This window comes from Sporolactobacillus sp. STSJ-5, assembly GCF_024385605.1.
Lineage (GTDB): Bacteria > Bacillota > Bacilli > Bacillales > Sporolactobacillaceae > Sporolactobacillus.
This window is the reverse complement of the sequence record NZ_JANFOJ010000016.1, coordinates 41,341-64,955: the sequence shown is the minus strand read 5'-3', so window position 1 is coordinate 64,955 and position 23,615 is coordinate 41,341. Positions and strand designations below refer to the sequence as shown.

The following is a 23,615-nucleotide window of genomic DNA, read 5'->3' as shown; positions in this document are numbered from 1 at the left end:
CATCCGGTATTAGCTGCGGTTTCCCACAGTTATCCCAGTCTGACAGGCAGGTTACCCACGTGTTACTCACCCATCCGCCGCTCACTTCCGGGAGCAAGCTCCCTTCCGTGCGCTCGACTTGCATGTATTAGGCACGCCGCCAGCGTTCGTCCTGAGCCAGGATCAAACTCTCCAAAAAGTGTGTTGCATACTTACTTACTTTATTGTCGTACTTCCAAAGAGTGGAACTTCTGCTAAGGTCGTGCACGTCCTGTGCACAACGCAGAAGTCACCACATCCTGTGGAAGCTCATAAGATCCATAGCAAAATTGAATTGATTATGGGGTTTAAAACCCTTATATCACGCTTGGCTTTTGTTCAGTTTTCAAGGAACATTCATATACATTAAATAATAATGGTGGGCCTGAGTGGACTTGAACCACCGACCTCACGCTTATCAGGCGTGCGCTCTAACCAGCTGAGCTACAGGCCCATTACAATAATGGAGCGGGTGATGGGAATCGAACCCACGACCAGAGCTTGGAAGGCTCTTGTTTTACCACTAAACTACACCCGCATATATGGTCGGGAAGACAGGATTTGAACCTGCGACCCTCTGGTCCCAAACCAGATGCTCTACCAAGCTGAGCCACTTCCCGACAATGGTGCGCCCTAGAGAAGTCGAATCCCCAACCTTCTGATCCGTAGTCAGACGCTCTATCCAATTGAGCTAAGGGCGCAAAATAATATGGTGCGGTCGAGAGGACTCGAACCTCCACGAAGTTGCCTCCACTAGCCCCTCAAGCTAGCGCGTCTGCCATTCCGCCACGACCGCATATTCAATTAATTGGTGCGGGTGAAGGGACTCGAACCCCCACGTTGGAAAACACTAGATCCTAAATCTAGCGCGTCTGCCAATTCCGCCACACCCGCATAAAATGAGCCACGAAGGATTTGAACCTTCGACCCTCTGATTAAAAGTCAGATGCTCTACCCCTGAGCTAGTGGCTCATGTGGCTGGCCCAGCTGGATTCGAACCAGCGCATGACGGCACCAAAAACCGTTGCCTTACCGCTTGGCTATGGGCCAAAAACAATTATGTATAGGAACACATATCGTTTTCTTTTATCAACTAATTAATAAATGGCGGATCCGAGCGGATTTGAACCGCCGATCTCCTGCGTGACAGGCAGGCATGTTAACCCCTACACCACGGATCCTCAAATAATTCTTATTATAAATGGTGACCCGTACGGGATTCGAACCCATGAACCCACCGTGAAAGGGTGGTGTCTTAACCACTTGACGAACGGGCCATAAAATGGCGGAGAAGGAGGGATTCGAACCCTCGCACGATTTACACCGTCTACTCCCTTAGCAGGGGAGCCCCTTCAGCCGACTTGGGTACTTCTCCATGGCTCCACAGGTAGGATTCGAACCTACGACCGATCGGTTAACAGCCGATTGCTCTACCACTGAGCTACTGTGGAATAAGTGGTTCAAAAAAACAAATGCATATGCTATTCTACACTGTGTTCATTCACTTGTCAACAAGGTTTTGAGCGACACAATCGCTTGTCCTTTTGACGACTTAAATAATTTAACACAGATTAACATCCCACGTCAACCCTATTTTTAATCTTATTTAAAATTGATTGATACGTGTCTTGCTGAGCAATTGAAGTGTACCGCCGCATGCACCGCAAACATAGCGTGCAGTATCTAATTTTCTCTTACGATAAAAGTTTGTTTCACATGCGGAACATTGATAATGATAACGAACGCCCGAACCATTGCGCGTGTTAGGAATTGCCTCGCAAAACCTTGAACCGCCCACCCTTGCCAGCAACGTGCGGAAATCGGCATCCCTATGACGATAACCCATACCAAGCAGATGGAGATGGTAATGACACAATTCATGTTTAATGATTTTCAAAAAGGCTTCTAATCCAAAATAGTTGAGCTGACGGGCATTGAATTCGAGCCGGTGCGAGTTCAGCAAATAACGTCCACCGGTTGTTCGAAGCCTTGAGTTAAAAATCGCCTGATGACGAAAAGGACGATGAAAGCTCTCCATCGATACCTGTTCTACAAGCTTTTGAAGTTCTTCATCAGTCATGACCTCACCTCCACGGGTCATCAATTCTGCATTTATTTGTTGGGAGCTACCATTGTTAATGAGATACGTCCCTTTTCTGCGTCCACTTGTTCCACCCAAACGGTGACTATTTCACCAACACGAACAACGTCAAGCGGATGGCGAACAAAGCGTGAGGCAAGCTTTGACAGGTGAACCAGACCGTCCTGTTTCACTCCAATATCAACAAATGCACCGAAATCCACAACATTACGAACCGTTCCTTCCAGCTGCATACCCGGCTTCAAATCGTCCATCTTTAGAACATCGGTCTTCAACAGTGGTTTTTTCAGGTCATCGCGTGGATCGCGACCTGGCCGAATCAGTGCCTCGATCATATCGCGCAAGGTCGGTTCGCCAACAGAGAGTTCATTGGCAGTTCGTGTCACATCCAATGCCCGCAATTTGTCAATCAGATCCTCAGTTCCGATTTTGTCGGCATCGCAGTCTGCTTTTTTGAGCAAATCTCCTGCAACATTATAGCTTTCCGGATGAATCGGCGTATTATCCAACGGATTTTTTCCTCCGCTGATCCGCAAAAATCCTGCCGATTGTTCGAAAGCACGTGCGCCAAGCCTCGGAACCTTTTTCAGTTGAAGCCGGCTTTCAAATTTGCCGAGCTTCTCCCGTTCTGCAACTACGTTACTTGCTACCGTTTTCGACAGTCCAGCAACATATTGAAGCAGCTGAGGCGAAGCTGTGTTAATGTTAACGCCTACCTGATTCACAACCGTCTCTACGACAAATTGGAGCGATTTTGCTAATTCTCGCTGTGACACGTCATGCTGGTATTCACCGACCCCAACAGATTTTGGATCGACCTTTACAAGTTCCGCAAGCGGGTCTTGAAGTCTTCGCGCAATGGACACGGCACTGCGTTCTTCAACATGCAGATCCGGAAATTCTTCGCGTGCAAGTGCAGAAGCAGAATAAACGCTTGCGCCTGCTTCATTAACAATCATATAAAAAAGTTTATGATCGGACACTTGTTTCAGTGTCTCGGCAATGAATGCCTCAGTCTCACGCGATGCCGTGCCGTTGCCAATCGCAACCATGTTGATGTGATACCGTTCAACCAGTTCCAGAACCTTTTTCCTTGCCCCTTCGATATCCGACTTAGGCGGTGTTGGATAAATAAGTGAGATGTCCAGCACTTTGCCGGTCGGATCGACAACAGCAAGCTTGCAGCCTGTGCGATAGGCAGGGTCAACACCGAGTACGGTCCGCTCCTTCAGCGGCGGCTGAAGAAGCAGACCGCGAAGATTCTCTGCGAAAATATGAATCGCCTGCTGCTCGGCCCTTTCTGTCAATGCCTGTCTCAGTTCCCGCTCAACGGATGGTGCAATTAATCGCTTGTACGCATCCTCAGCACATGCATTCAGCAACCCCTCTGCCGTCGTTTGCTTTCCCGGATTCAATGCACGTTTGATCGCAGGGAGAATCGATCCTTCAGGTGCTTCTACAGATACCTTGAGTATTTCTTCTTTTTCCCCGCGATTAATCGCTAAAATCCGGTGAGGAACAAGTGTTTTTATCCGCTCTTCGTAGGCATAATAATTGGCATACACATTCTTCTCATCAAGTTCCTGGTGCTTCACCTGAACATGAATCATTCCCTGTTCAGCCGTTCGCTTGCGTGCCAATGCACGCAATTCTGCACGTTCCGCAAGGCGTTCAGCAATAATATCCAATGCTCCTTGCAATACTTCCTCAGCTGATGCCACTTGAAGCTGATCGGAAACAAACTGTTCGGCAAAGGGCTCCACAGGATCAGAAGGCAAGCGCATCAGCCAATCAGCTAATGGCTCCAGTCCTTTTTCCTTTGCAATAGACGCACGTGTACGCCGTTTCTGTCGATAAGGAAGATAAAGATCTTCTATTTCCTGCAAAGTCAATGCCCGATTAACCTTCTGTTTGAGCGCATCAGTCAATTTTCCTTGCTCTTCAATTCGGTTAATGACTTCGATCTTGCGTTTATCTAATTGCTTGCTGTATGTATAGGAATCTTGTATTTTTTCAATTTGAACTTCATCCAGCCCACCGGTCATTTCTTTCCGATAGCGTGCGATAAAAGGTATGGTATTGTCGTCCTCCAGGAGTTCAATGGTGCGTGCTACCTGTGGCGCAGAAATATTCAGCTTTTTTGCTATATGTAAAACAACTTCGTCCATTATAATCGTCCCCTTCCCATCTATCATATCAGAAAACAGATTTGTTCGTCTGAGTAAACAGAATAGGTAAAACAAAAACAGCTCGTCCCTATAACGAGCTGCCTGAATAAACAATCACTTGTTAATTGAAAGTCCCACTTCGTCTTTCCGAGGAAGATTATCCCTTAACTTGCGAAGGGCACTTCTTTGCAGACGAGAGACATGCATTTGCGAAATTCCTAAGCGTGCACCCGTTTCTTTTTGACTGAGATTGTCGTAATAGGTGCAAATCAAGATCTTTTTCTCCCTCTCCGAAAGGACCTGGAACGCTTCGGTTAGAATGAGCTTCTTGTGTACCAGCTCATAGCCGTTCTCCTGCTTACCGACAATATCAAGCAGTGTCATCGCTGTACCTTCCGGATCCCCATCGATCTTTGAATCCACGGACAAGGTGTTGTATCCTCGAGCCATTTCTAAGGTTTCAAGAATACTTTCCTCGCTTTCACCAATGGCTTCAGCAATTTCATCAATCCTCGGAGAACGCTGGAGGGAGTTTGTCAGTGCTTCGGTCGCACGTCGGATTTTCGGACTGAGTTCTTTGACACGTCTTGGCACATGGACGCTCCACGTCTTGTCTCTAATGTAGCGCTTTATTTCTCCGACGATTGTTGGAACAGCAAAAGATTCAAAGCTGCCGCCAACTGCAGGATCAAATCGCTTAATAGCTGCGATTAACCCAATCATGCCGACCTGATAAAGATCCTCGCGCACATCGCTGTTCTTAGCAAATTTGCTGGCAAGTGCACCGACCAATTTCTCATAACGGCGAATTATTTTCGTCTGAAGCTGTTCATCCTCAGGATTTTTTTGAAAATCAGCGATCCATTTCTGAATCTCATTCTGTTGTTGAGACTTTGTTGGCAATGCGCTCCACCCCGTCTCTGGTTACATACTTGACCATTCGGACAGCTACACCGCATTCCGTACTGATCGTTACCTGATCCATAAGCGCATTGATCAAAAAGAGACCCAGTCCTCCCTCATTGACATCGTCAAGATCGGCGGAAGGATCGATCGGCCTCAGTTTCTGCAGTGCTTCGCTCGCATCAAAGCTCTCTCCGTTATGCAGAACAGTAAGTGTCAGCGCCTCTTTACCACATTCCATAATAACTTGGATCTGACCAATCCCATTTTGTTTGTATCCATGACTGACCGCATTCGTGCAGGCTTCGGACACCGCAACCTTGATATCTTCAACCGCGTCGAACGAATAGCCCATTCTGCTTGCCGCTCCAGAACATGCAAGCCGCGCAATTCCGACAAATTCAGGTTTTGCCGGAATGCTAAGCCGAATCACATCACTCGTTTCAGTCATTTGCGCTCCCCCCGCTTATCTGTGCTCTCGTAAGAAGATCCATTAATCCGGTGATTTCAAACAGTCTTTTAATTCGCGGCGTCATACCAATTACAGAAAATCGGCAATTGTGTTTGACTGCCGATTTGAGTGCAGCAACAATAACGCCAAGTGCTGTACTGTCCATATATTTTGTCTCATTGAGATCTAAAATCAATTCACCGTCTTCAACTTCTGTTAAAGGAAGCAAGCCTTTCTTTAATTCCGGTGCTGTGAATACATCGATTTCTCCTTCCACAGCGACAAGATAAAGTTTCTCTCCTTTTGCTTCCCGCTCAATTGATATATTCATGTTCATCCTCCTGCATGCAAAGCATCTTTAAATGATCCATACCCAATATCAGAATAGGCAAAACCTAAAACTTCATCGCAATAAATGTAAAATCATCAGTAAATGAACATTTCTGCATCTTCTTTAATTCATACATAACATGCCGTACCAAGCGTGAGGCGGGCAAATGCATCGATTTGCGGATGATTTCCACGATCTGTTTGCGTTCAATAAAATCGTGATCCTTCCGAATTTCGGTTACTCCGTCGGTCAGAAGGAAAATCATATCGCCAGGCCAAATTTTCCGAGCCCACTCCCTATACTTGGATTCAGGAGTGAGTCCAAGCGATAGTCCTCTAGCTTCCAGATCGACAAATCGGTTCTCGCGTGCCGAATAATAAAAACCTGGTTCATGACCTGCTGAAGAATTTGAAAAAATATGAGTCTCAGGATCATAGACACTGTAAAACATGGTGATGAACATACTTGGATCAACATTGCGCTCAACGACACGATTCAAACTTGAAAGAATTGCCGATGGAGCCCCCGATTTATTTTCAGGAAGGCTGTCCATTGCGTACTTGATCATCGACATACACATAGCTGCCGGGATACCTTTTCCAACGATATCGGCAATCGTGACTGCCAATCGTTTTCCATCGTTCACAATGCGATAGTAGTCTCCGCTCATCTTTTTCGCCGGTACACTAACCGCGCCGATGTCCGCAAAAGAACAGCTTGGAACTTTCCCTTCAAGAAGTGCCTTCTGTACCTCAGCAGCAACATCAATCTCGGTGTCTAACAGCTTCTGGCGGTTTTTAAGCGCTTGATGTTCCCTATAATCGCGGCCGTATCCCGACATCATCTTTATTAAAAAGTCAATGGATCGGAGTATCACGCGATCAGGGTTTATAACGATTTGTTTCAATGCATCAAGATGCAGTTCGACAAGATCATCAGGAGAAACCCCATGTTCATGCAAGTATTCGCTCAGCTGCTCACATTCCTCCATATTCGGTTCTGAACTTTGAGCAACGTAATGTGCGAGTAAATCTCGATATGCAGCAAGCTGCGGCTCTTCTTCCATTGTACCCACTGTAGCCCACTCCTTCCGAACACCCATAGACTAAAAAGCTAATTAATTAATGAATAGTCTAACTCAACTAAATAGAACGGTTTCAATCACCTTTTCTGTCGAAATAACAAACAATCAAAAATGCAAACTCGGTACCTAATTATTTCATGAATTGACGATTATGGCAAAAAATATGAACAGCAAAATTCAACAAAAATTCCCATATTGAGCAAATAGGCTGGACTGAATTGATTCCCACAAAAAAAGCGACTTTCTGATGGGAAAGGCGCTCTTCGTTCATTTATGTGTATGTATGCGATTCAAAAATCAATCAAACTGAGACTGATTTGAATCGCTTTGTTTACTCGACTCATCATTTCTTCATCCAAATGCGTGATTTTATCCGTCAGTCGCTGCTTGTCAATGGTTCTGATCTGCTCGAGCAGGATGACCGAGTCACGATCAAAGCCGTATTTTTTCGCATCGATCTCCACATGAGTCGGCAATTTGGCTTTTTGAATTTGTGCGGTGATGGCCGCTACTACAACCGTTGGGCTAAAGCGATTGCCAATGTCGTTCTGTATGATCAGGACCGGGCGTACACCGCCTTGTTCTGATCCAACGACTGGTGAAAGATCTGCAAAGTAGACGTCGCCGCGCTTAACAATCACCAGTTACACCCCGCTGACGGAGCGTTCCATAGTGATCTCTGCCTCCTCCTCAGCGAGGAATGCTTCAGAAGCAATGTTAAGGTTGATTTTAGCCATTTCCATGTAGCCCTGACGCATAATTTCACGGACATAGCCCCTGTTACGCTCACGCAGATACAGTCTGATGGCGCGATGGAGAAATTCACTGCGATTCATCTTGTCCCGACTCGCCATTCCATCAATTTCGTTCAATAAATGTTGCGGCAAACTCAGCATGATTTCCTTTATCTTTGATTCCGACATGCCTGCACCCCCACCACTTTCGTCAGAATATATCTTTTTTTGATCTAAAATTCATGTTACCATTTCAAAATTGTTTTGCAAAGCTATTTTCGCCAAAAATCGAGTACTTCTATGCTTAATTGTGTTATTTTTTTCATTTTTTTGCTGATTTATTGATCATGTTTCATCTGCGGCAGTTAGAATCGGATTGCTTGTCGCTATTTTCTTTCCGTTTTTCCAATAAACCCGTGGAACGCGGGGGTGAATCGTGCAGGTTACTTCATAATTTATTGTTTGCAGCTGCTGAGCCCTCTCGTCTGCCGTGATTTCCTCAGCGCCATTTTTCCCGATTAAGGTTACCTCTGTTCCTTCAGGGTATGCGTGCGGAAGCCGGCACATGAATTGATCCATGCAAATCCGTCCGACAATCGGACATCTTTGACCGTCGATCAGAACATCGGTATCGTGAAATCCCCGGAGCCAGCCGTCTGCGTAGCCAATCGGCACAGTGCCGATCCATTCATCATCAGGGGCTTGGTACGTTGCACCGTATCCGATAAACGACCCTTTTTCCACTTGTTTTACGTAGGTCAATCGGCTGTGCAGCGACATGGCGCGTTTCAATACAAAGGGCAGCTGTTTGACCATTTCAGGGGAAGGAGACAGGCCGTACATCGCGATTCCATAGCGAACCATGTTAAACAAGTGACGTCTTTCCGCAGGATACTTCAAGGTTGTCGCGCTGTTCCCGCAATGAATCACTGCAGGACGTGCACCAAGCTCCTGAATCCAGTCTACCATCATTTCAAAACGTCCGTACTGTTCATTAAAGTAAGCTTCGTCATCCTGATCGGCTGTAGCGAAGTGCGTAAACATTCCCTCAATGACAAAACGGGGATCCCGCCTGATTTCGCTGACAAGTGTGGATGCTTCGTCCTTGTTGCGGATACCGATTCTGCCCATGCCGGTGTCACAGGAAATATGCAGGGACACGGACTGTTCAGCAGTATAGTTTTCCCGGGCGCGTTTAACCCATTCTCCGTCAGACACAGTCAGAGCGATATGATACTTGGCCGCATGGTTGACATGCTGGGGCGGAATAGGCGACAACACTAGGATTGGCGCTTCAATACCTTGCTTACGAAGGGCAAGTGCCTCATCGAACAGAGCAACTGCAAGCCAGGATGCGCCGTTATCCAGCGCGGTTCGTGCGACCTGCAACGCGCCATGTCCATATCCGTTTGCTTTAACGACTGCAAGCAAAGCAACATCCTCCGGAATACGTGTCTTCATATTTCGGACGTTGTTCGCTACCGCGTCCAGATCAATATCCGCCCATGTTTCTCTATAAAAAGATGTAGCTGTCATCGCTGGCTCAACCACCCAATCCATTGAATAAAATTTACAGGAAGGTTTTCCGCTCGCCATTCGCTCATCACAAACAAGTGAAGCAAGTAAATAAGCCTTCCTCATCGCCTTGTTTCGACAAGGTTTTCTATTCCTATTTAAGCACTTCTCGCAAAAAAACGAAAGATGATTTTGTAATCCGTTTGCCCTAAAGCTTTTATAATAAAACACGCACCTCGATTTGGTTTTCTCAGCCAGACGAAGTGCTGTTATGCAAGCAAAAAAGCGCCCGATCACGAGGAGCGGAGCGCCGGCAGTTATTTGTTATTTCGTTGCAAGTCCGTTGACAGACTGAGCAATGGTCATCATTTCATCTTGTGTCAATTTATCTGAAGCGAGGAAGTAATCCGTTCCCCCATAAGACCAGTATAATGATTTATCTCCGCTGGAACCAATGGCAAATCCAAGATTTTCAGGGCTCCCGGTTGCAATCGTCGGTACGGAACTTACTGAGGTCCGACTTTTTGATTCAATGAGCGTGAACGGTTTCTTGCCCTCATATTTTAAAACATAACGATCGCCGACTTGAGTGGTTTGCGGTTTCACGGTCGCAAGCTTGGTTCCTGAAAGCATGGCCGTCGGATACAAAAGCTTGAACGAGGCATTTTCCGCCGTTGTCGTTTGTGTTTTTGTAATACGGGCCGCCGTCATGTTCGTTTTTACATCAAATGTTTTGTTATTCAGTGACGGATTCACTTTAAAGGATTTGAATTTGACCGTTACCACGACATTCTCATCCTTATCCTTGATCTGAACATTTTTTGGAGTCAGATCCTTTTTCAAAGAGATCGTTTGATTGGCCAGCTGTGTGGTATTGTAATTGGTTTTGGTTTTAAAAACGTACTGATTATCTTTTGCCGTGAATCCCGGATTCGGATCATTCAAAATATCCTTTGCCAGCGAGTGGTACAGGTAAGCTTGGCTTCGATTATTCGGCCAGTCGCTTTCAAACCGGTAGCTCTTATTTAATTCCGGAGTCAGGACAAAGACGCCTTCTTTATTGCGTAAGATCATTTGCTTGTTCTCTTTTTTCCCATCACTGAGCGCAACTTTGTAATAGTTTGGTTTCTTATACATGACATTAACTTGGTACGTTTGTTTCTTCCCATTATGCTGGAACGTCATGACTGCATCGGTTGAGTAGCTGTTGATATTTTCATAGCGCTTGTTCAGATCATTAATGACATCTTTTTCCGATTTGGTGCCGCATCCGGTTAATAACGCCAAAACCAGGATCGCGCCAAGCCATAATGCCGACCACTTTTTCATGTATCTCCAACCCCTTTGCCTCTATTCGGTGACAAAGGAGGAACTGCTTAAAGGTGCGCTGTTTCGCTGTAAAAGTGATGCAGAACAGGAGGAATCGCTTCAATAACATCAGTAGCCAGTACGTCGAGCAGAGAATGACCGTGCTCAACCAGATAGTCTGCAGTCGCGCCGTGCACATAGACTGCGTTACATATCGCATCCATCATTTGTTCGTGCTGCAGCAGAAAAGCAAGCAGGATGCCGGTCAGAATGTCGCCTGAACCGCCCTTAGCCATGGCGGCATTTCCGGTCGGGTTAACGACCTGCCGTCCGTCCGGAGCTGTAATGATCGTATACTTGCCTTTGAGTACCAGATAAACATGATACTTTTCCGCAAAAGCCTTGGAACAATTAAATCGGTCGCTTTCGATTTCCTTAACGGTATTGCCTGTCAGAGCCGCCATTTCACCCGGATGCGGCGATAGCACAGCAGGAACGCTGCGCCGAGTGAGCAGATCCAGATGGTGCTTCAAATGAATGAGCCCATCCGCATCGATGACGCAGGGCATCGCGCTGCTTTCTTCAACAACGCGGCAAACAAGAGCCTCCTCATGAGAATCCCTTCCAAGTCCCGGCCCAATCGCGACTCCGGTCACGCCATCAAGGCTGATCCCATCTCTTGGCATAAACATTGTCTCCGGCAGACGCCCGGCAATTAGAGGTTTAATCGCATTCGGAACACTAACTTTCAGCAATCCGATACCGGAACGAAGTGCAGACTTGGCTGAGAAAAAGGCTGCGCCCGACATATCGGTGCTGCCTGCAATCAGCAGCCCTTTGCCATGCGACCCTTTATGTGAAAACGGATCGCGCTGCGGAAGTGTTCGAACAACGTCCGATCGCATCCGCAGTTCACGGCGAATTCCTACCTCACGATACGCGAGGCTCGGAATTCCGATCGGAAGCACCTGAACGGTTCCAAATGATCTGGCGGCAGGCAAGACAAACTGAGCCAGCTTGGGACATTCCAAGGTTAGGGTCCGGTCGGCGGCGACAGTTGGGTGTGTGAATGACTCACCGTTAGCAGGGATTCCGCTTGGAAGGTCAATTGAAACAACCTCTGCCTTCGAATGGTTGATTTGCTTGATCACCTCACCATATTCTGGATACGGTGTTCCATGAACGCCTGTCCCCAGCAAAGCGTCAACAATCAGTTCCGACCGATCCAATTGTCTCGCAAAGCGTTTGGGATCATCTTTTACTTGAAAGATTGTTCCCCCGCAAGCTAAATAAGCGTTCATATGGTACGCGGCATCTCCTATAATTCGCTGCGGATCTGCTACAAGCCATGTGCTGACGCATACTTCGCTGTCCAGAAGCAGACGAGCTACGACAAATCCATCGCCCCCATTATTTCCTTTTCCGATAATGACCATGACTTGTTTTCCTGGTGTCAGTTCCGGCTCGATCGCCGCATAAACGGCGCGACCCGCATTCTCCATAAGCACCGGTCCTCCCAGCCCGATATGTGTTATGGTGTACTGATCAATGTTCTGCATTTCTTCTCTCGAAACAACGTGCACAATAGTCCCTCCTAGCGTAATAAACTATATGAGACAAGGTTCTTTAATATGCAGACTAGCATGACAAGCTTTCAATAATAACAAAAGCAGCCGCCGTGTGATCTGTATGTGTAATTGATACGTGGACGGTGTCGCCGGAAGCGGTTCGATCCTCAAGCAGCGGTCTGCCAAGGGAGTCGTTGATGATGGTCAGGTCCTGAAAGGAAACGGATTTTCCGATTCCTGTACCGCATGCTTTCGCATATGCCTCTTTTGCAGAAAAGCGACCCGCCAGAAATTCCAGTTTGCGCTTGTCGCTGAGCATGTCGAATTGTTTGCGTTCCTTCTCAGTCAGGACACGATTGATAAACGCGTCCTGATGAATCTGTTTGGCTACTCGATCCAGTTCGATCAGATCAACACCGATTCCTTTAATCATGGAATGCTCCCGCCTTATTTTTGCAGTATCTGTAAATTTCGGTTAATGAACCTCTATTAAAAAATAGATGAAAAAGGTTACATGCACATCGCTCGATCAATTGAGTTGACAAGTATTTATTTCTCGATTGTCTATGTGTAAAAGCTCTCAATGGCGGTTAAAATGGATGAACGATACCTGTTCGTCATGATCCGCCTATTCGGCGAACCACTTTTTCGCTACCACTGATTTCTATTTTACCCTATACTTAGTACAAGATCATTCCTCAAGGGGGTTTTATACTGCTTTGTTTATCAGAAACGAACCATTCAAGCTCTTTATAAAGCTTTACCCAATCACCACGATCATTCTGGCTGTCGATCTTTTCATTTATCTTCTGTTTTTAATCACCGGAACATGGCATGTTGCACCGGAATTTGCACTGCGTATGTTTGTGTTTTCCGCTGGATCCAATGATGCGATTTTGAATCAAGGTGCGTGGTGGCAGCTTGTAACACCCATTTTCCTTCATATTCATTTTTCACACATCTTATTCAACGCGTTCTCTCTTTTTATTTTTGGACCCGCGCTCGAAGTGATGTTGGGAAAATGGCGATACGCAACCGCCTTTTTGGCGACAGGGATCATTGCGAATATCGCCGCGCTGTTCCTTGAACCCGTGGGCTTCAGCCATTATGGGGCAAGCGGTGCGCTGTTCGGACTTTTGGGCATCTACATTTTTCTTGTTATTTTCAAGAGAGAGAGCATTTCAAGACAGGATCAGACGGTCGTCTTCGTCATCGTTCTCATCAGCTTGATCAGTTCATTCATCGGTGCAGATATTGATGTGATGGGGCATTTGATCGGTTTTCTGTCAGGATTGATACTCGCTCCACTGTTCTTTTTTAATAGAACCGAGTAAAGAATCCTATCATTTTATACTGCATCATCTATGAAAACGATTGTTTTTTGTTCAAAAATTGTTCATAATAATGGAAGTAGTCCATTTATCATGATTTCTATTCTGAAAGGAGTTCCTTTTCATGGCTTTCGTAATTACTTCTGCCTGCGAGAATGAAAAAGCCGGCGAATGTATCGAAACATGCCCTGTTGACTGTATTGTTGAAGACAACACACAAATGTATATTGATCCGGATGTCTGCATCGATTGCGGCGCTTGCGAAGCAGTCTGCCCTGTAGAAGCCATTTATCCGGAAGACGAAGTTCCGGAAAGCGAACAGAAGTACATTCAGATCAATCGCGATTTCTTCAAATCGAGATCTTGATCCTCAGATACGAAACCCCCGCTGCTCTTCATACGCAGCGGGGGTTTTGCTTTTTATCATTCAACGAACTATTTATTTAGTTGGGATAAGCACATGGGGATCGAGCCAATCCATAACTATGAGTTCAAGACATAGCGTTTAAGAAGCCCAATCCTATGACAATGATTTGCGGATGCGACCGTTAATGATGCGGATAAGCGGACACTACTTTGGCACTTTCCGTGATTGCCGTTAAAATTGTTGCCCGTGCCTGAGTGGTCATCAAACTTGCTTTCGCATACATTCTTCCTGACTGATCTCTGACATAATGAGGCTTGAGCCGATTCAGGCTCAATGCGTATACATCAAGTTTACATGTCTCGCAGTGGCATGAAATTGATAAATTCTCCCACTGTTGATCCAAAAGATCCTCTACCGCCGCTTCCATGACATTATGTACTGCATTCATGGTTAATCCTTCTTTCATCAAACAAAATCATATGTTTGCACGTAAAAAAGACATATTGCTCTACCACCGAATCGTAGCACACAACTAAAGCTCGCTCAAGATAATTTGGTATTATATTCCAGTATTTTTTTCTTTGATGATATCAACCCTTTAATTAGCGGATCAGCTATCCAGGGACACGCAGAAACCTAAAAAGGTACCAGACTGGATATATGGCTCTTAGGATACATTTTAAAAGGGGCAGTAGGCGGCTTGGATTTCCTCTTCAGCGCAAAAATTCACTCAATAGGTTTGTGCGAACCTGAAAAAAGACGTTACCAGTAACGGCAACGCCTTCTTTCAATTGTATCCGATCATTATTCAAGAATTTTAACTTTAACCGTGCGGCGCCCCCATTGGAGAGCCGATGAATTATCATTGAAGAATACATCAATTTTTCTGCCTTTAATTGCTCCCCCGGTATCTCCGGCAACGGCGTATCCGTAGCCTTCCACATAGAGCTTTGTTCCAAGCGGAATAACGGACGGATCGACAGCGATCACCTTGGCGTTCGGATTTTGCAGCAAATTGATTCCTGTCGCTGTCGTTCCGGAGCAGCCGTTACAGCGTGCCGTATAAGCGGTACTGTTCGCATAGAACTCCTTAACCGCAGCAACCGTCTCCGACTTTCGGATCACGCGTGTCTGCTTCGCCTTAGGTGCCTGTGCCGATTTGCTTTGGATTTTCTCAGGCTGTTGCACGTTTTCCGTTTTCACAGGTGCTGCTTTAACCGGTTTTGGCAACGGCTGCGGGTTGCGAAGCAGCTTCTCAATGCTTCCCCAGGTTTCCGGTCCAACAATACCATCAATATTAATTTCCTTCACCTTTTGCAGTGTGCGCACAGCATTTTCTGTCTTCTCGCCAAAATAGCCGTCAACAGGCAGATCATTGAATCCGACAGCTTTCAGCATCTGTTGAAGATAGGCGACTTCATTACCTTTCGAGCCTCTCGATAATAGATCCATATTCTTATTAATATACTCAATAAGTGCTGCTTTCGTCTGAGTCCCAACCACGCCATCGACATTGAGATCATTATTTTTTTGGAATTGCTCCACTGCTTTTTCCGTATTAGATCCAAAATACCCGTTCGTTTTAGTCAGAGGATATTCACCTGTCGCTTTTAAGATCGACTGTATGGTCTTCACTTCATCACTGTGCATCCCTTTCGTGAGAACGGTGTCATTGTTCAGGTGTGCAGCTGCAAAAGGCGGCAGGATAATGAATGTGGATGTAAAGGTTGTCGCCACGGCAACGCTTTTTGCAAGTGCAGTCCCGCTATAATACATTGATGTCTCCCCCCATCTTTGACCTCTTCTTTACTACTATGAACTGGGCCTGAGGAACATACTTTACATTTAGATGACAGGACTGGCCATTTGCACGTCTCAGCTTGTTCAAAGTACGACGTTTTGCCGGGATGAAGCATCAAAAGATAGGAACCATCTGACCACGAGAACTAATCATTGTGGGAGTGCATAGTGAATACAAACTGCTCATCATAGAACGGGAAAAGTTAAACAGGTGAATCGATTATCTAGCAGGTGAGGCCGTTATTCAGCAGGTGAGTCGAAATACGTTATGATTTCCCTAGGTTCGTTACAATTTTAATGTCTGCCTGCATATCTTCCATCGACTTTTCAGTAAGAAAATTAAAAACCCTGAGAAACGCGTGATCGTCTCTCAGGGCTCTGTATGGTTATTTACTGCTTTCCAGCGCGCTGTCTATTGACTGCTTCAAAAGATCATAATTCAGTCCGTCTTCAAGCATCTTGTCGCCGACAAAAATGGCCGGGGTCCCCGGGACACCTAGTGATTCGGCAATCGCTTCATCTTTGTCCACATCATCTTGGCGTGATTTAGTATCCAAGGCATTTTGGAATGCCTTTAAATCTATGGATGGAACCGTCTTCTTGGCAATGTCGGTGAGCAGTTTCTTTGTTACCCATTGTTCCTTCTCACTCTTTTGCGCATCAAAAACCGCTTTATGGAATGCCCAGAACGCTTTCGGATTTTGATGATACACTTCCTCAGAAGCATTTGCGGCCAAAACGGATCCGGAACCAAGTACCGTATAATTGATAAAGTACAAGCTGATTTTTCCAGTTTTTATATACTCTTTTTCAAGCTTAGGAACCACCGTTTCCTCAAATTGCTTACAGTAAGGACAACGATAGTCCGAAAATACCGTCACTTTCACAGGGGCATTACTGCTGCCGATAAAGGGCTGACCTTGATAGTCAATGCGCGTCGTCTGTTCCGTGCGGTGCGTCGGCTGTTTTTTCGGTTTCGCCTCTTTGTGACTCAGATTACTGAAGATCATGACTGCAATTGCCGCAATCAAAACAATGACAACGATCGAACTGAAAATGACAATTCGACCTTTCTTTGGATCATTGGTCCCTTTTGAGGGACGCTTAGTGTCTGACATTGTCTCACCTCTCATAGTTCTATTCGCCGGATGTCTGCGGATGATTATGTATCTTTAATTTGTTTCCTGTTATTGGCTGTCTGCCGACATTCAATGGGAAACGTCTTCGATACTTTATGATAACAGGTCGCCTGTCCATTCAGCTAGTAATCAGTTTCATTTATTTCCCAATCCTCTAATTTGAAACCATTGAGATTGTTAAAAGTTGCTATAATAATTGCAGGTGTTGACCATGCTGTTGATGAAACGTGTCATCAGTGACTTCAGATCATTAAGCGGGGACACATTATGGAACACATTCAGACATTATTTTATACATACGGATATTTTTTTGTTTTTCTTTTTCTGTTTTGCGGATTGATCGGCATTCCCGCTGCAGAAGAATCATTCCTGCTCTTTGTCGGCGTAACCCTTTCTCAGATTTCCGCTACTGATTACCAGCTCAGCCTCACACTCTGCATTCTCATGGCGGTTCTGGGTGCCTCCTCGGGAATGGTCAGTGCCTACCTCATCGGTTATTACATTGGCGAACCGTTTATGATGAGGTACGGGAAATATATCGGTCTGACTCCGAAACGGTGGAAAGTTGCTCAGGATCGGTTCCAGCGTCACACTGTTCTCGCTATTATTGCCGGTTATTTTATTCCCGGCATCCGCCAGATTAATCCTTATTTAGCCGGACTCAGTCGTGCGCGTTTTGCGTCGTACCTTCCCGCATCCGTGCTCGGAGCTCTAATTTGGTCATCTCTTTTTCTCATGCTCGGCTACTTTATGGGCAATCAGATTCACCACTTTCTTGGTTTAGGCTTGTTCCATTTTATTTTAGTCGGCGTTGTTCTATTCGTCGGATTTATCATTATTACGATCATACAATTTAAAAAGAAAAAATAAGCGGCCGATGTAAAGGCCACTTATTTTGCACGATTAATCATTGAAACAACGATGCGATCGCATTAAAAATGGAGGAGAAAAAGTCGCCAATCGCTTGAAACACCTTTGCTAAAAATCCTTTGGTCTCGCCGGAATTCGCAAGCTGATTGACTTTATCCTTGAGCTGCTGCATCTGACTTCCAACCTGACCCCAGTCAATATGCAAGGTGCGCATTTTATCGAAAAGATCCACAAGCTTCTGGATATCCGCGTCGCTCAGCTTCACATTTACTTGGTTAGCCGAGTCGCGTACCGCTTGTTCGACATCTGCTCTTGATTGCGGTTTGTTCTTAGCAAGGTTATCCTTTATGGCTGTGACGAGATCTGCAGCCTTTTGTTTGCCGACTCCGTCTTGATTTGCAAGTTCGGCCGTTGTAACGACTTCCTCATTAGCAACCTGTTTTTTCGCTTCAGGAATCACTTCACCGGTCTTGGCTTCATATGCCTTGATCAGACCGGTCAGTGCAGCAGTTCCTGACACAGGAAACGGCGCCGTCACATAAACATCGGCATCCTTCACGCCGGCTGTCGCGAGTGCATTGATGTACATATCTTTAGATACATAAGTAATATTATGCGTGCTCGCGGTCAAACCCGAGCCTGATTTCCCAATCGTAATCTTCGACGAGCTGAGTGCACGTGTGCCGATTTGTGCCGAAGATAAATAGTTATCAAGATATTTATGTTCTTCACTGTTATTGACCGTAATGATCTGAGCAGAATCAGGATCCACGCCCATCTCATTCAAAATCGACTGTTTCTGTGCCGCCGTTAAATTTGCACCTAGGGTCACCACGACGTCACCGGTCACAGCATCTGCAGATGCCTTCGCCGGCATAAAAACTGAAATTGCGAGTATCGCCGCAAAAACAATCATACTCATTTTTTTCATATTCATCATGAATTCCTTTCCGGGATGCGAGAACGAAGTTGGCCCGCTCCCAAAAGATCTATCCTAATTCTATTCGCTGCAATCCATTCTATTTGAACGTCATATTAGAAAATGTGCCTGCTTAACTACTGCCGGATCAACCGACAAATCTGCCTCATGAACCGCAAAAATCGAGCCCGAAACAAGTCTTGTCTACTCCTTTCAGGCTCACATTCGAAACAAAAGTTCACTTATTCCGCAATTTCGAAATCAATCGCAAGAGAATCCACAAGTCCGACTTCTTTCAGGTATGAAACACAAGCCTGATGCTCAGGTGACGGTGTATAGAACTCATGGTCTTTCTTGGAACGAAAACGCGTGGTCAGCGCCATTGAATAGCCTTTGCCGCGTGTCGAGTAATTCTGTCCGGATTGGATATCAAGAATACCCGGCAGTTTATCCTTTAATTCGCGCAGTCTGCGTGCGCCTTCTTCTTTTTGCGCTTCGGTTGTTTCGTCACTGAATTTGAAAAGCACAATATGTTCAATCATCAATAACCCTCTCTTCAACATGTTCTCTAACACTCGTCTGTTCCTATGATAGCATTTTTTCATCTGTACATGCTTATTTTAAAGATCTTCACACAGATGAATGATTTTTTCTTTTTTTCAGGCAAACAAAAAAAAGAAAACATGGTGATTGCTCAGATCATGTCTTCTTCTCATCATTTGTTTAAGAATTTCAGTATTGAATCTTAAAGAATTGCACTTGCGCCTTTGCCTTGTACTGCGCGTTTCTGTTCTTTTTCCTTAATATATCGAACCAATTCAACGGTCATTGAGTAATGGGTCATCGGCGTGATCAAATAAATGCCTCTGAAATGTTCCATGGCAGTATCAATCAATTCACAGCAAATTTCCAGACTTACGCGGCGCGCCCCTTCTTTTCCTTGAGCAGCAGCCATTCGAGCACGAACATCGTCAGGCAGTCGAATTCCCGGCACTTCATTGTGAAGAAATTCAGCATTGCGGCTTGAGGTCAGCGGCATAATGCCAATATAGATCGGTGCAGCGAGATTTCGCGTTGCTTCACTGATTTCGATGATTCGCTCCTTATCGAAAACAGGCTGTGAGATAAAGTAATCGGCACCGCATTCCACTTTGCGTTCCAAACGCTGAACGGCACGATCCAAATTACGCACATTTGGATTGAAGGCTGCCGCCACCCGGAAATGAGTCGGTTGCTTCAGACTTTTTCCAGAGTATGAAATACCGCGATTGAACTGTTTGACCAGCTTAATCAGTTCCATTGACGACACATCGTATACCGAGGTTGCACCGGGGAAGTCTCCGATTTTCGTCGGATCACCGGTGACCACCAAAAGATCATGCAAACCGAGCACGTGCAAGCCGAGCAAATGCGACTGCAACCCGATCAGATTCCGATCTCGGCAGGTAAGGTGTACAAGCGGAGAAACACTGAACCGTTCTTTAATCAGCTTGCCGACTGCAGCATTGCTGATTCGCGGCGAGGCAAGCGAGTTGTCGGCCATTGTAATCGCGTCTGCTCCCGCCTCCTCAAGTGCTTTGACTCCTTTAAAAAAGTGATCGGTATTCAGGTGACGCGGGGTATCAAATTCAACAAATATGGATCGTCCGCTCATGACCTTTTTATAAAGCGGCGAATCAGGAACCGCATCATGGCCACTCACTTTAATTACTTCAGGCCGTTCTGCAACCCGTTTCGACTCCAGAGGTTCAAGCGCCGCAATGCCTTGTTTGAAGGCTTGGATCTGCACCGGTGTCGTGCCGCAGCAGCCGCCAAGCAGCCGAACACCTTCATTACGAAAATCGACCGCGTATTTTTTGAAATACTCAGGCTCATTTTCATAATGCAGCTTGCCTTCGCGGTAATCAGGAAGACTGCTGTTCGGATATGCAGAAAGGAATGCTTTTTTCGGCAGCGGAATACCGCGCAGCGCTTCAATCATATGGAATGGGCCAAGCCTGCAGTTCGTGCCTACAACATCTGCGCCGAGTGCTTCCAATTCACTTAATGCTTCTGAAAGTGCCATTCCGTTTAACAATACGCCCGGCTCCTGCATCGACACATGCGTAATGATCGGCTGATCGGTCATCTTGCGTGCAATCTTCAGCATTTCCCGCAGTTCATCAAAGTCGTAATAAGTCTCAAGTAAAAGTCCGTCGACACCTTCATCAAGCAATGCATATGCTTGTTCACTAAATCCCGCGCGAATGTCTTTGATAGCCAGCGATTGTTTTTGGAACCCGCGAATACCGCCGATTGTGCCAAGTACATAGGTTTCTGGTTTTGCCGCTTCCTTAGCGAGTTGTACCGCCGCGCGATTAAAGGCAGCGACTTCATGCTTCAGCCCATATCGGTCGAGCTTGATTTGATTTGCTCCATAGGTATTCGTCTGGATCACATCGGCGCCTGCATTAATATACGCTTCATGAACATGCTTCACTTCTTCAGCCTGAGAGACATTGAGTTCCTCAAAACATCGGTCAATTCCATACGAGTAAAGCAGCGTGCCCATCGCGCCGTCACCGATCAAAATTCGTTTTTTTAATTCATCACGAATCGATTGCTTCATTAATCTACGCTCCTCACGGTCACCTTCTCTTGATTTCGCACAAAATCAAGTGCATTGCTGAAATCGCGAATAAGATCTTCAGCATCCTCAAGGCCTACTGATAAGCGCAAAAGTCCGCTTCCGATGCCTGCCTTTTCACGTTCTTCCTCATTCAACTCTGCATGCGACATTTTTGGCGGATACGAGAGAATCGATTCCACCGCACCGAGACTGACCGCGAACACCGGCAGCTGTACATGATTGACAAAGGTGCGCGCTGCTGCCTCGTCTTCCAGTTCAAACGACAGAACCGCACCGCCTGAGGCTGCCTGCTCAGCGTGGAGTTCGGATCCGGGATGATTGGACAGGCCTGGATAAAATACGTTGCGTACTTCCGATTGTGTCGTGAAAAATTCGGCAACACGCTGCGCTGAATCTGCTGATTTGCGAATACGGACGTCAAGGGTTTTCAGGCCTCTGAGGAGCAGCCAGGAGTCCTGAACACCGAGAACGGCGCCAAGCGCATTTTGAAGAAAATAGACTTTATCTGCAAGCTCTTCCGTGCGTGCAACGGCAAGACCGGCGATGACATCACTGTGCCCGGAAATAAATTTCGTCGCACTGTGCAGGACAAGATCCGCCCCGAGTTCGAGCGGTCGCTGGAATACAGGGGTCATAAAGGTGTTATCAACGAAAGTCAAACATCGATGCGCTTTGGCTAGTTTGACAACAGCTCGAATATCCGTCACGGCTAGCGTCGGATTGGACGGTGTTTCCACATAAATCACCTTTGTATTTGGACGGATTGCCTGCTCTACCTCATCAAGGTTTGTTGTATCGACAAAGGTATGATCAATTCCGAAACGACCGAGCACCTGGGTCAGAATCCGAAAGGTACCTCCATACACATTCTTCGGAACAATGGCGTGATCACCCGCAGAAAGAAGTAAAAATGCCGTGGAAATCGCAGCCATTCCAGATGCGAATGCAAACCCGCGCGCGCCGCCTTCCAAGGCAGCGATCGCATCTTCAAGCGCTTCACGCGTTGGGTTTCCGGAACGTGTATAGTCATACTTACCGTAATGATCAAAGTCCTTCTGATGAAAGGTTGATGATAAATAAACGGGCACATTTGCCGCCCCTGTTTGCGGATCGACAGCAACCGTTTCTTTTATTAGTTTGGTAGAAAAATGAATCGATTCACTCATGTGCGGTCACCTCTTCTTTTAACGTCTGAAATGCTTGATTCAAATCGCTAATCAAATCGTCCGGGTGCTCAATACCGGTCGAAAGACGAAGCAATGAATTAGACAGGCCGTATTCAAGACGCAGAGCTTCGGGAATATCTGCATGAGTCTGCGTTGCCGGATAGGTAATCAGACTTTCAACACCACCGAGACTTTCGGCAAAGGTGATCAAGTGCAGCGATTTGAGAAAAGGTTCGACATAATCCGGCGCGGTTAATTCAAAGCTGACCATTCCGCCTTTGCCTGGATAAAGCACCTTGGTCACAAGCGACTGCTTCTCGAGATAGGCAACAATCTTGCGTGCGTTCTCCTGATGCTGGCGCATACGCAGGGCGAGCGTTTTCAAGCCACGTATCAGAAGCCACGAATCAAACGGATCAAGAACCACGCCACATGAATTATGATAGAGTCGCAGTTTCTCAGTGACTTTTGTTCGATTTGAGATCACAAGACCTGCAAGCACATCATTATGTCCGGCCAAATATTTTGTTGCACTGTGCACGACAATGTCGGCTCCCTGTTCAATCGGGCGTTGCAGAATCGGTGTGTAAAATGTATTGTCAACGATAAGCAGCAATTCATTTTTTTTCGTAATCTTTGCGATTGCCGATAGATCAACCTCGTGCATCAACGGATTGGTTGGTGTTTCAATGAAAATTGCTTTTGTCTCCGGACAGACAAGATCAGCTAATTCACCCAGATTTTCGCCGTCCCAATAAGAGAATGAGAGATGGTACTGCTTACTCAGAATCTCAAAAAAGCGGAAGGTACCGCCATAGAGATCTCTTGAAGCAATAATATGATCCCCCGAGCTGAATAATGAAAAAGCGAGCTGAATAGCGCTCATTCCTGAGCTGCAGGCAAAGCCCTCCTGACCGCCTTCTATATCGGCAATTGCCTTCTCCAAAATAGATCGTGTCGGATTGCCCGTGCGCGTATAGTCATAGCCTTTTGAGATGCCGATTCCCTCATGTTTATAGGCGGTAGATAGATAGATTGGGGCGTTGACTGCACCCAATTCATCAAAACCATTCCCGATTTGTGTTAATTTTGTTTCTGTCTTATACGATGCCATGTCGCCATTCTCCCTTCAAAACAAATACATTTAAGTTCACCAGATGGATTGTGAGGCGCTTATACACTTCAAAAAATGGTAAAATAAAAAGCCTTCTTC

23 protein-coding genes, 12 tRNA genes and 1 rRNA gene are annotated in these 23,615 nt (G+C 46.0%); 3 read left to right on the top strand and 33 right to left on the bottom strand.

What is annotated here, in order from left to right:
- The 25 genes from NOM01_RS13690 to acpS all read right to left on the bottom strand — a co-directional run.
- Positions 1 to 178: ribosomal RNA gene (locus tag NOM01_RS13690) — 16S ribosomal RNA — on the bottom strand; the annotation flags it as partial.
- A 217-nt stretch (positions 179 to 395) separates the two neighbouring features.
- Positions 396 to 472 (bottom strand) — tRNA-Ile (locus NOM01_RS13685).
- A gap of 10 nt (positions 473 to 482) precedes the next feature.
- A tRNA-Gly gene (locus NOM01_RS13680) sits at positions 483 to 556 on the bottom strand.
- 5 nt (positions 557 to 561) lie between these two features.
- Positions 562 to 638: transfer RNA gene (locus NOM01_RS13675), tRNA-Pro, on the bottom strand.
- 4 nt (positions 639 to 642) lie between these two features.
- Positions 643 to 719, bottom strand: a tRNA-Arg gene (locus tag NOM01_RS13670).
- Positions 720 to 728: 9 nt separating this feature from the next.
- Positions 729 to 814 (bottom strand) — tRNA-Leu (locus tag NOM01_RS13665).
- 13 nt (positions 815 to 827) lie between these two features.
- Positions 828 to 912, bottom strand: a tRNA-Leu gene (locus NOM01_RS13660).
- A gap of 6 nt (positions 913 to 918) precedes the next feature.
- Positions 919 to 990 (bottom strand) — tRNA-Lys (locus NOM01_RS13655).
- Between the two features lie 3 nt (positions 991 to 993).
- A tRNA-Gln gene (locus NOM01_RS13650) sits at positions 994 to 1,068 on the bottom strand.
- A gap of 55 nt (positions 1,069 to 1,123) precedes the next feature.
- Positions 1,124 to 1,199 (bottom strand) — tRNA-Asp (locus NOM01_RS13645).
- A gap of 21 nt (positions 1,200 to 1,220) precedes the next feature.
- A tRNA-Glu gene (locus NOM01_RS13640) sits at positions 1,221 to 1,295 on the bottom strand.
- 6 nt (positions 1,296 to 1,301) lie between these two features.
- A tRNA-Ser gene (locus tag NOM01_RS13635) sits at positions 1,302 to 1,393 on the bottom strand.
- A gap of 1 nt (position 1,394) precedes the next feature.
- A tRNA-Asn gene (locus NOM01_RS13630) sits at positions 1,395 to 1,469 on the bottom strand.
- Between the two features lie 155 nt (positions 1,470 to 1,624).
- Entirely contained in the window at positions 1,625 to 2,098 is a 474-nt protein-coding gene (locus NOM01_RS13625) for a SprT family protein (RefSeq protein ID WP_255749056.1), read from the bottom strand.
- A gap of 32 nt (positions 2,099 to 2,130) precedes the next feature.
- Entirely contained in the window at positions 2,131 to 4,287 is a 2,157-nt protein-coding gene (locus NOM01_RS13620; RefSeq protein WP_255749055.1) for a Tex family protein, read from the bottom strand.
- Positions 4,288 to 4,401: 114 nt separating this feature from the next.
- A complete protein-coding gene (gene sigB / locus NOM01_RS13615) occupies positions 4,402 to 5,190 on the bottom strand; it encodes an RNA polymerase sigma factor SigB (RefSeq protein WP_255749054.1) in 789 nt (262 codons plus the stop codon).
- Positions 5,162 to 5,641 (bottom strand): anti-sigma B factor RsbW, encoded by a 480-nt coding sequence (gene rsbW, locus NOM01_RS13610; protein WP_255749053.1) that lies wholly within the window; start codon positions 5,639 to 5,641, stop codon positions 5,162 to 5,164. The genes sigB and rsbW overlap by 29 nt, the downstream gene beginning before the upstream one ends.
- Positions 5,634 to 5,972: an STAS domain-containing protein gene (locus NOM01_RS13605; protein WP_255749052.1), complete on the bottom strand. Its 339-nt coding sequence runs from the start codon at positions 5,970 to 5,972 to the stop codon at positions 5,634 to 5,636. The genes rsbW and NOM01_RS13605 overlap by 8 nt, the downstream gene beginning before the upstream one ends.
- A gap of 64 nt (positions 5,973 to 6,036) precedes the next feature.
- A complete protein-coding gene (locus NOM01_RS13600; protein ID WP_255749062.1) occupies positions 6,037 to 7,038 on the bottom strand; it encodes a PP2C family protein-serine/threonine phosphatase in 1,002 nt (333 codons plus the stop codon).
- Between the two features lie 308 nt (positions 7,039 to 7,346).
- Positions 7,347 to 7,697: a type II toxin-antitoxin system PemK/MazF family toxin gene (locus NOM01_RS13595; RefSeq protein WP_255749051.1), complete on the bottom strand. Its 351-nt coding sequence runs from the start codon at positions 7,695 to 7,697 to the stop codon at positions 7,347 to 7,349.
- A gap of 3 nt (positions 7,698 to 7,700) precedes the next feature.
- Positions 7,701 to 7,979, bottom strand: a complete 279-nt coding sequence (locus NOM01_RS13590; RefSeq protein WP_023509569.1) for a CopG family ribbon-helix-helix protein — start codon at positions 7,977 to 7,979, stop codon at positions 7,701 to 7,703.
- A 156-nt stretch (positions 7,980 to 8,135) separates the two neighbouring features.
- The gene (alr, locus tag NOM01_RS13585; protein WP_255749050.1) at positions 8,136 to 9,326 is read right to left on the bottom strand and encodes an alanine racemase; all 1,191 of its coding nucleotides are present in this window, start codon (positions 9,324 to 9,326) and stop codon (positions 8,136 to 8,138) included.
- A gap of 303 nt (positions 9,327 to 9,629) precedes the next feature.
- The gene (locus tag NOM01_RS13580; protein WP_255749049.1) at positions 9,630 to 10,634 is read right to left on the bottom strand and encodes a LolA family protein; all 1,005 of its coding nucleotides are present in this window, start codon (positions 10,632 to 10,634) and stop codon (positions 9,630 to 9,632) included.
- Between the two features lie 47 nt (positions 10,635 to 10,681).
- Complete coding sequence (locus NOM01_RS17275) at positions 10,682 to 12,196, bottom strand: NAD(P)H-hydrate dehydratase (RefSeq protein ID WP_255749048.1); 1,515 nt, start codon at positions 12,194 to 12,196, stop codon at positions 10,682 to 10,684.
- Between the two features lie 55 nt (positions 12,197 to 12,251).
- Positions 12,252 to 12,614 carry a holo-ACP synthase gene (acpS, locus tag NOM01_RS13570; protein WP_255749047.1) on the bottom strand — a complete coding sequence of 121 codons (363 nt, stop codon included), beginning with the start codon at positions 12,612 to 12,614 and terminating at the stop codon, positions 12,252 to 12,254.
- A gap of 286 nt (positions 12,615 to 12,900) precedes the next feature.
- Between acpS and NOM01_RS13565 the strand changes: the two genes are divergently transcribed.
- Positions 12,901 to 13,515, top strand: a complete 615-nt coding sequence (locus NOM01_RS13565) for a rhomboid family intramembrane serine protease (protein ID WP_255749045.1) — start codon at positions 12,901 to 12,903, stop codon at positions 13,513 to 13,515.
- Between the two features lie 121 nt (positions 13,516 to 13,636).
- Entirely contained in the window at positions 13,637 to 13,879 is a 243-nt protein-coding gene (locus tag NOM01_RS13560; protein ID WP_253065419.1) for a ferredoxin family protein, read from the top strand.
- A 181-nt stretch (positions 13,880 to 14,060) separates the two neighbouring features.
- Here the strand turns inward: NOM01_RS13560 and NOM01_RS13555 are convergent, their stop codons facing one another.
- From NOM01_RS13555 to NOM01_RS13540, 3 genes are all read right to left on the bottom strand, one after another.
- Positions 14,061 to 14,327: a late competence development ComFB family protein gene (locus NOM01_RS13555; RefSeq protein ID WP_255749042.1), complete on the bottom strand. Its 267-nt coding sequence runs from the start codon at positions 14,325 to 14,327 to the stop codon at positions 14,061 to 14,063.
- A gap of 356 nt (positions 14,328 to 14,683) precedes the next feature.
- Positions 14,684 to 15,655 carry a peptidoglycan-binding protein gene (locus tag NOM01_RS17145; protein ID WP_304654900.1) on the bottom strand — a complete coding sequence of 324 codons (972 nt, stop codon included), beginning with the start codon at positions 15,653 to 15,655 and terminating at the stop codon, positions 14,684 to 14,686.
- Between the two features lie 410 nt (positions 15,656 to 16,065).
- The gene (locus NOM01_RS13540) at positions 16,066 to 16,797 is read right to left on the bottom strand and encodes a DsbA family protein (protein WP_255749040.1); all 732 of its coding nucleotides are present in this window, start codon (positions 16,795 to 16,797) and stop codon (positions 16,066 to 16,068) included.
- Positions 16,798 to 17,085: 288 nt separating this feature from the next.
- Here NOM01_RS13540 and NOM01_RS13535 point away from each other — a divergent pair, with 288 nt between their 5' ends.
- Positions 17,086 to 17,688, top strand: a complete 603-nt coding sequence (locus NOM01_RS13535; RefSeq protein ID WP_255749038.1) for a DedA family protein — start codon at positions 17,086 to 17,088, stop codon at positions 17,686 to 17,688.
- 37 nt (positions 17,689 to 17,725) lie between these two features.
- Here the strand turns inward: NOM01_RS13535 and NOM01_RS13530 are convergent, their stop codons facing one another.
- The 5 genes from NOM01_RS13530 to NOM01_RS13510 form a co-directional block, all read right to left on the bottom strand.
- Positions 17,726 to 18,619 carry a DUF1002 domain-containing protein gene (locus NOM01_RS13530; protein WP_255749061.1) on the bottom strand — a complete coding sequence of 298 codons (894 nt, stop codon included), beginning with the start codon at positions 18,617 to 18,619 and terminating at the stop codon, positions 17,726 to 17,728.
- Positions 18,620 to 18,849: 230 nt separating this feature from the next.
- Positions 18,850 to 19,149, bottom strand: a complete 300-nt coding sequence (locus NOM01_RS13525) for a Dabb family protein (RefSeq protein WP_255749037.1) — start codon at positions 19,147 to 19,149, stop codon at positions 18,850 to 18,852.
- Between the two features lie 203 nt (positions 19,150 to 19,352).
- Complete coding sequence (locus NOM01_RS13520; protein ID WP_255749036.1) at positions 19,353 to 21,215, bottom strand: bifunctional homocysteine S-methyltransferase/methylenetetrahydrofolate reductase; 1,863 nt, start codon at positions 21,213 to 21,215, stop codon at positions 19,353 to 19,355.
- On the bottom strand, positions 21,215 to 22,402 hold the full coding sequence (gene metC, locus NOM01_RS13515; RefSeq protein ID WP_255749035.1) for a cystathionine beta-lyase: 1,188 nt from the start codon (positions 22,400 to 22,402) through the stop codon (positions 21,215 to 21,217). Before metC ends, NOM01_RS13520 begins: the two co-directional genes overlap by 1 nt.
- Positions 22,395 to 23,516 (bottom strand): PLP-dependent transferase, encoded by a 1,122-nt coding sequence (locus tag NOM01_RS13510; RefSeq protein ID WP_255749034.1) that lies wholly within the window; start codon positions 23,514 to 23,516, stop codon positions 22,395 to 22,397. The genes metC and NOM01_RS13510 overlap by 8 nt, the downstream gene beginning before the upstream one ends.
- Positions 23,517 to 23,615 lie beyond the last annotated feature (99 nt).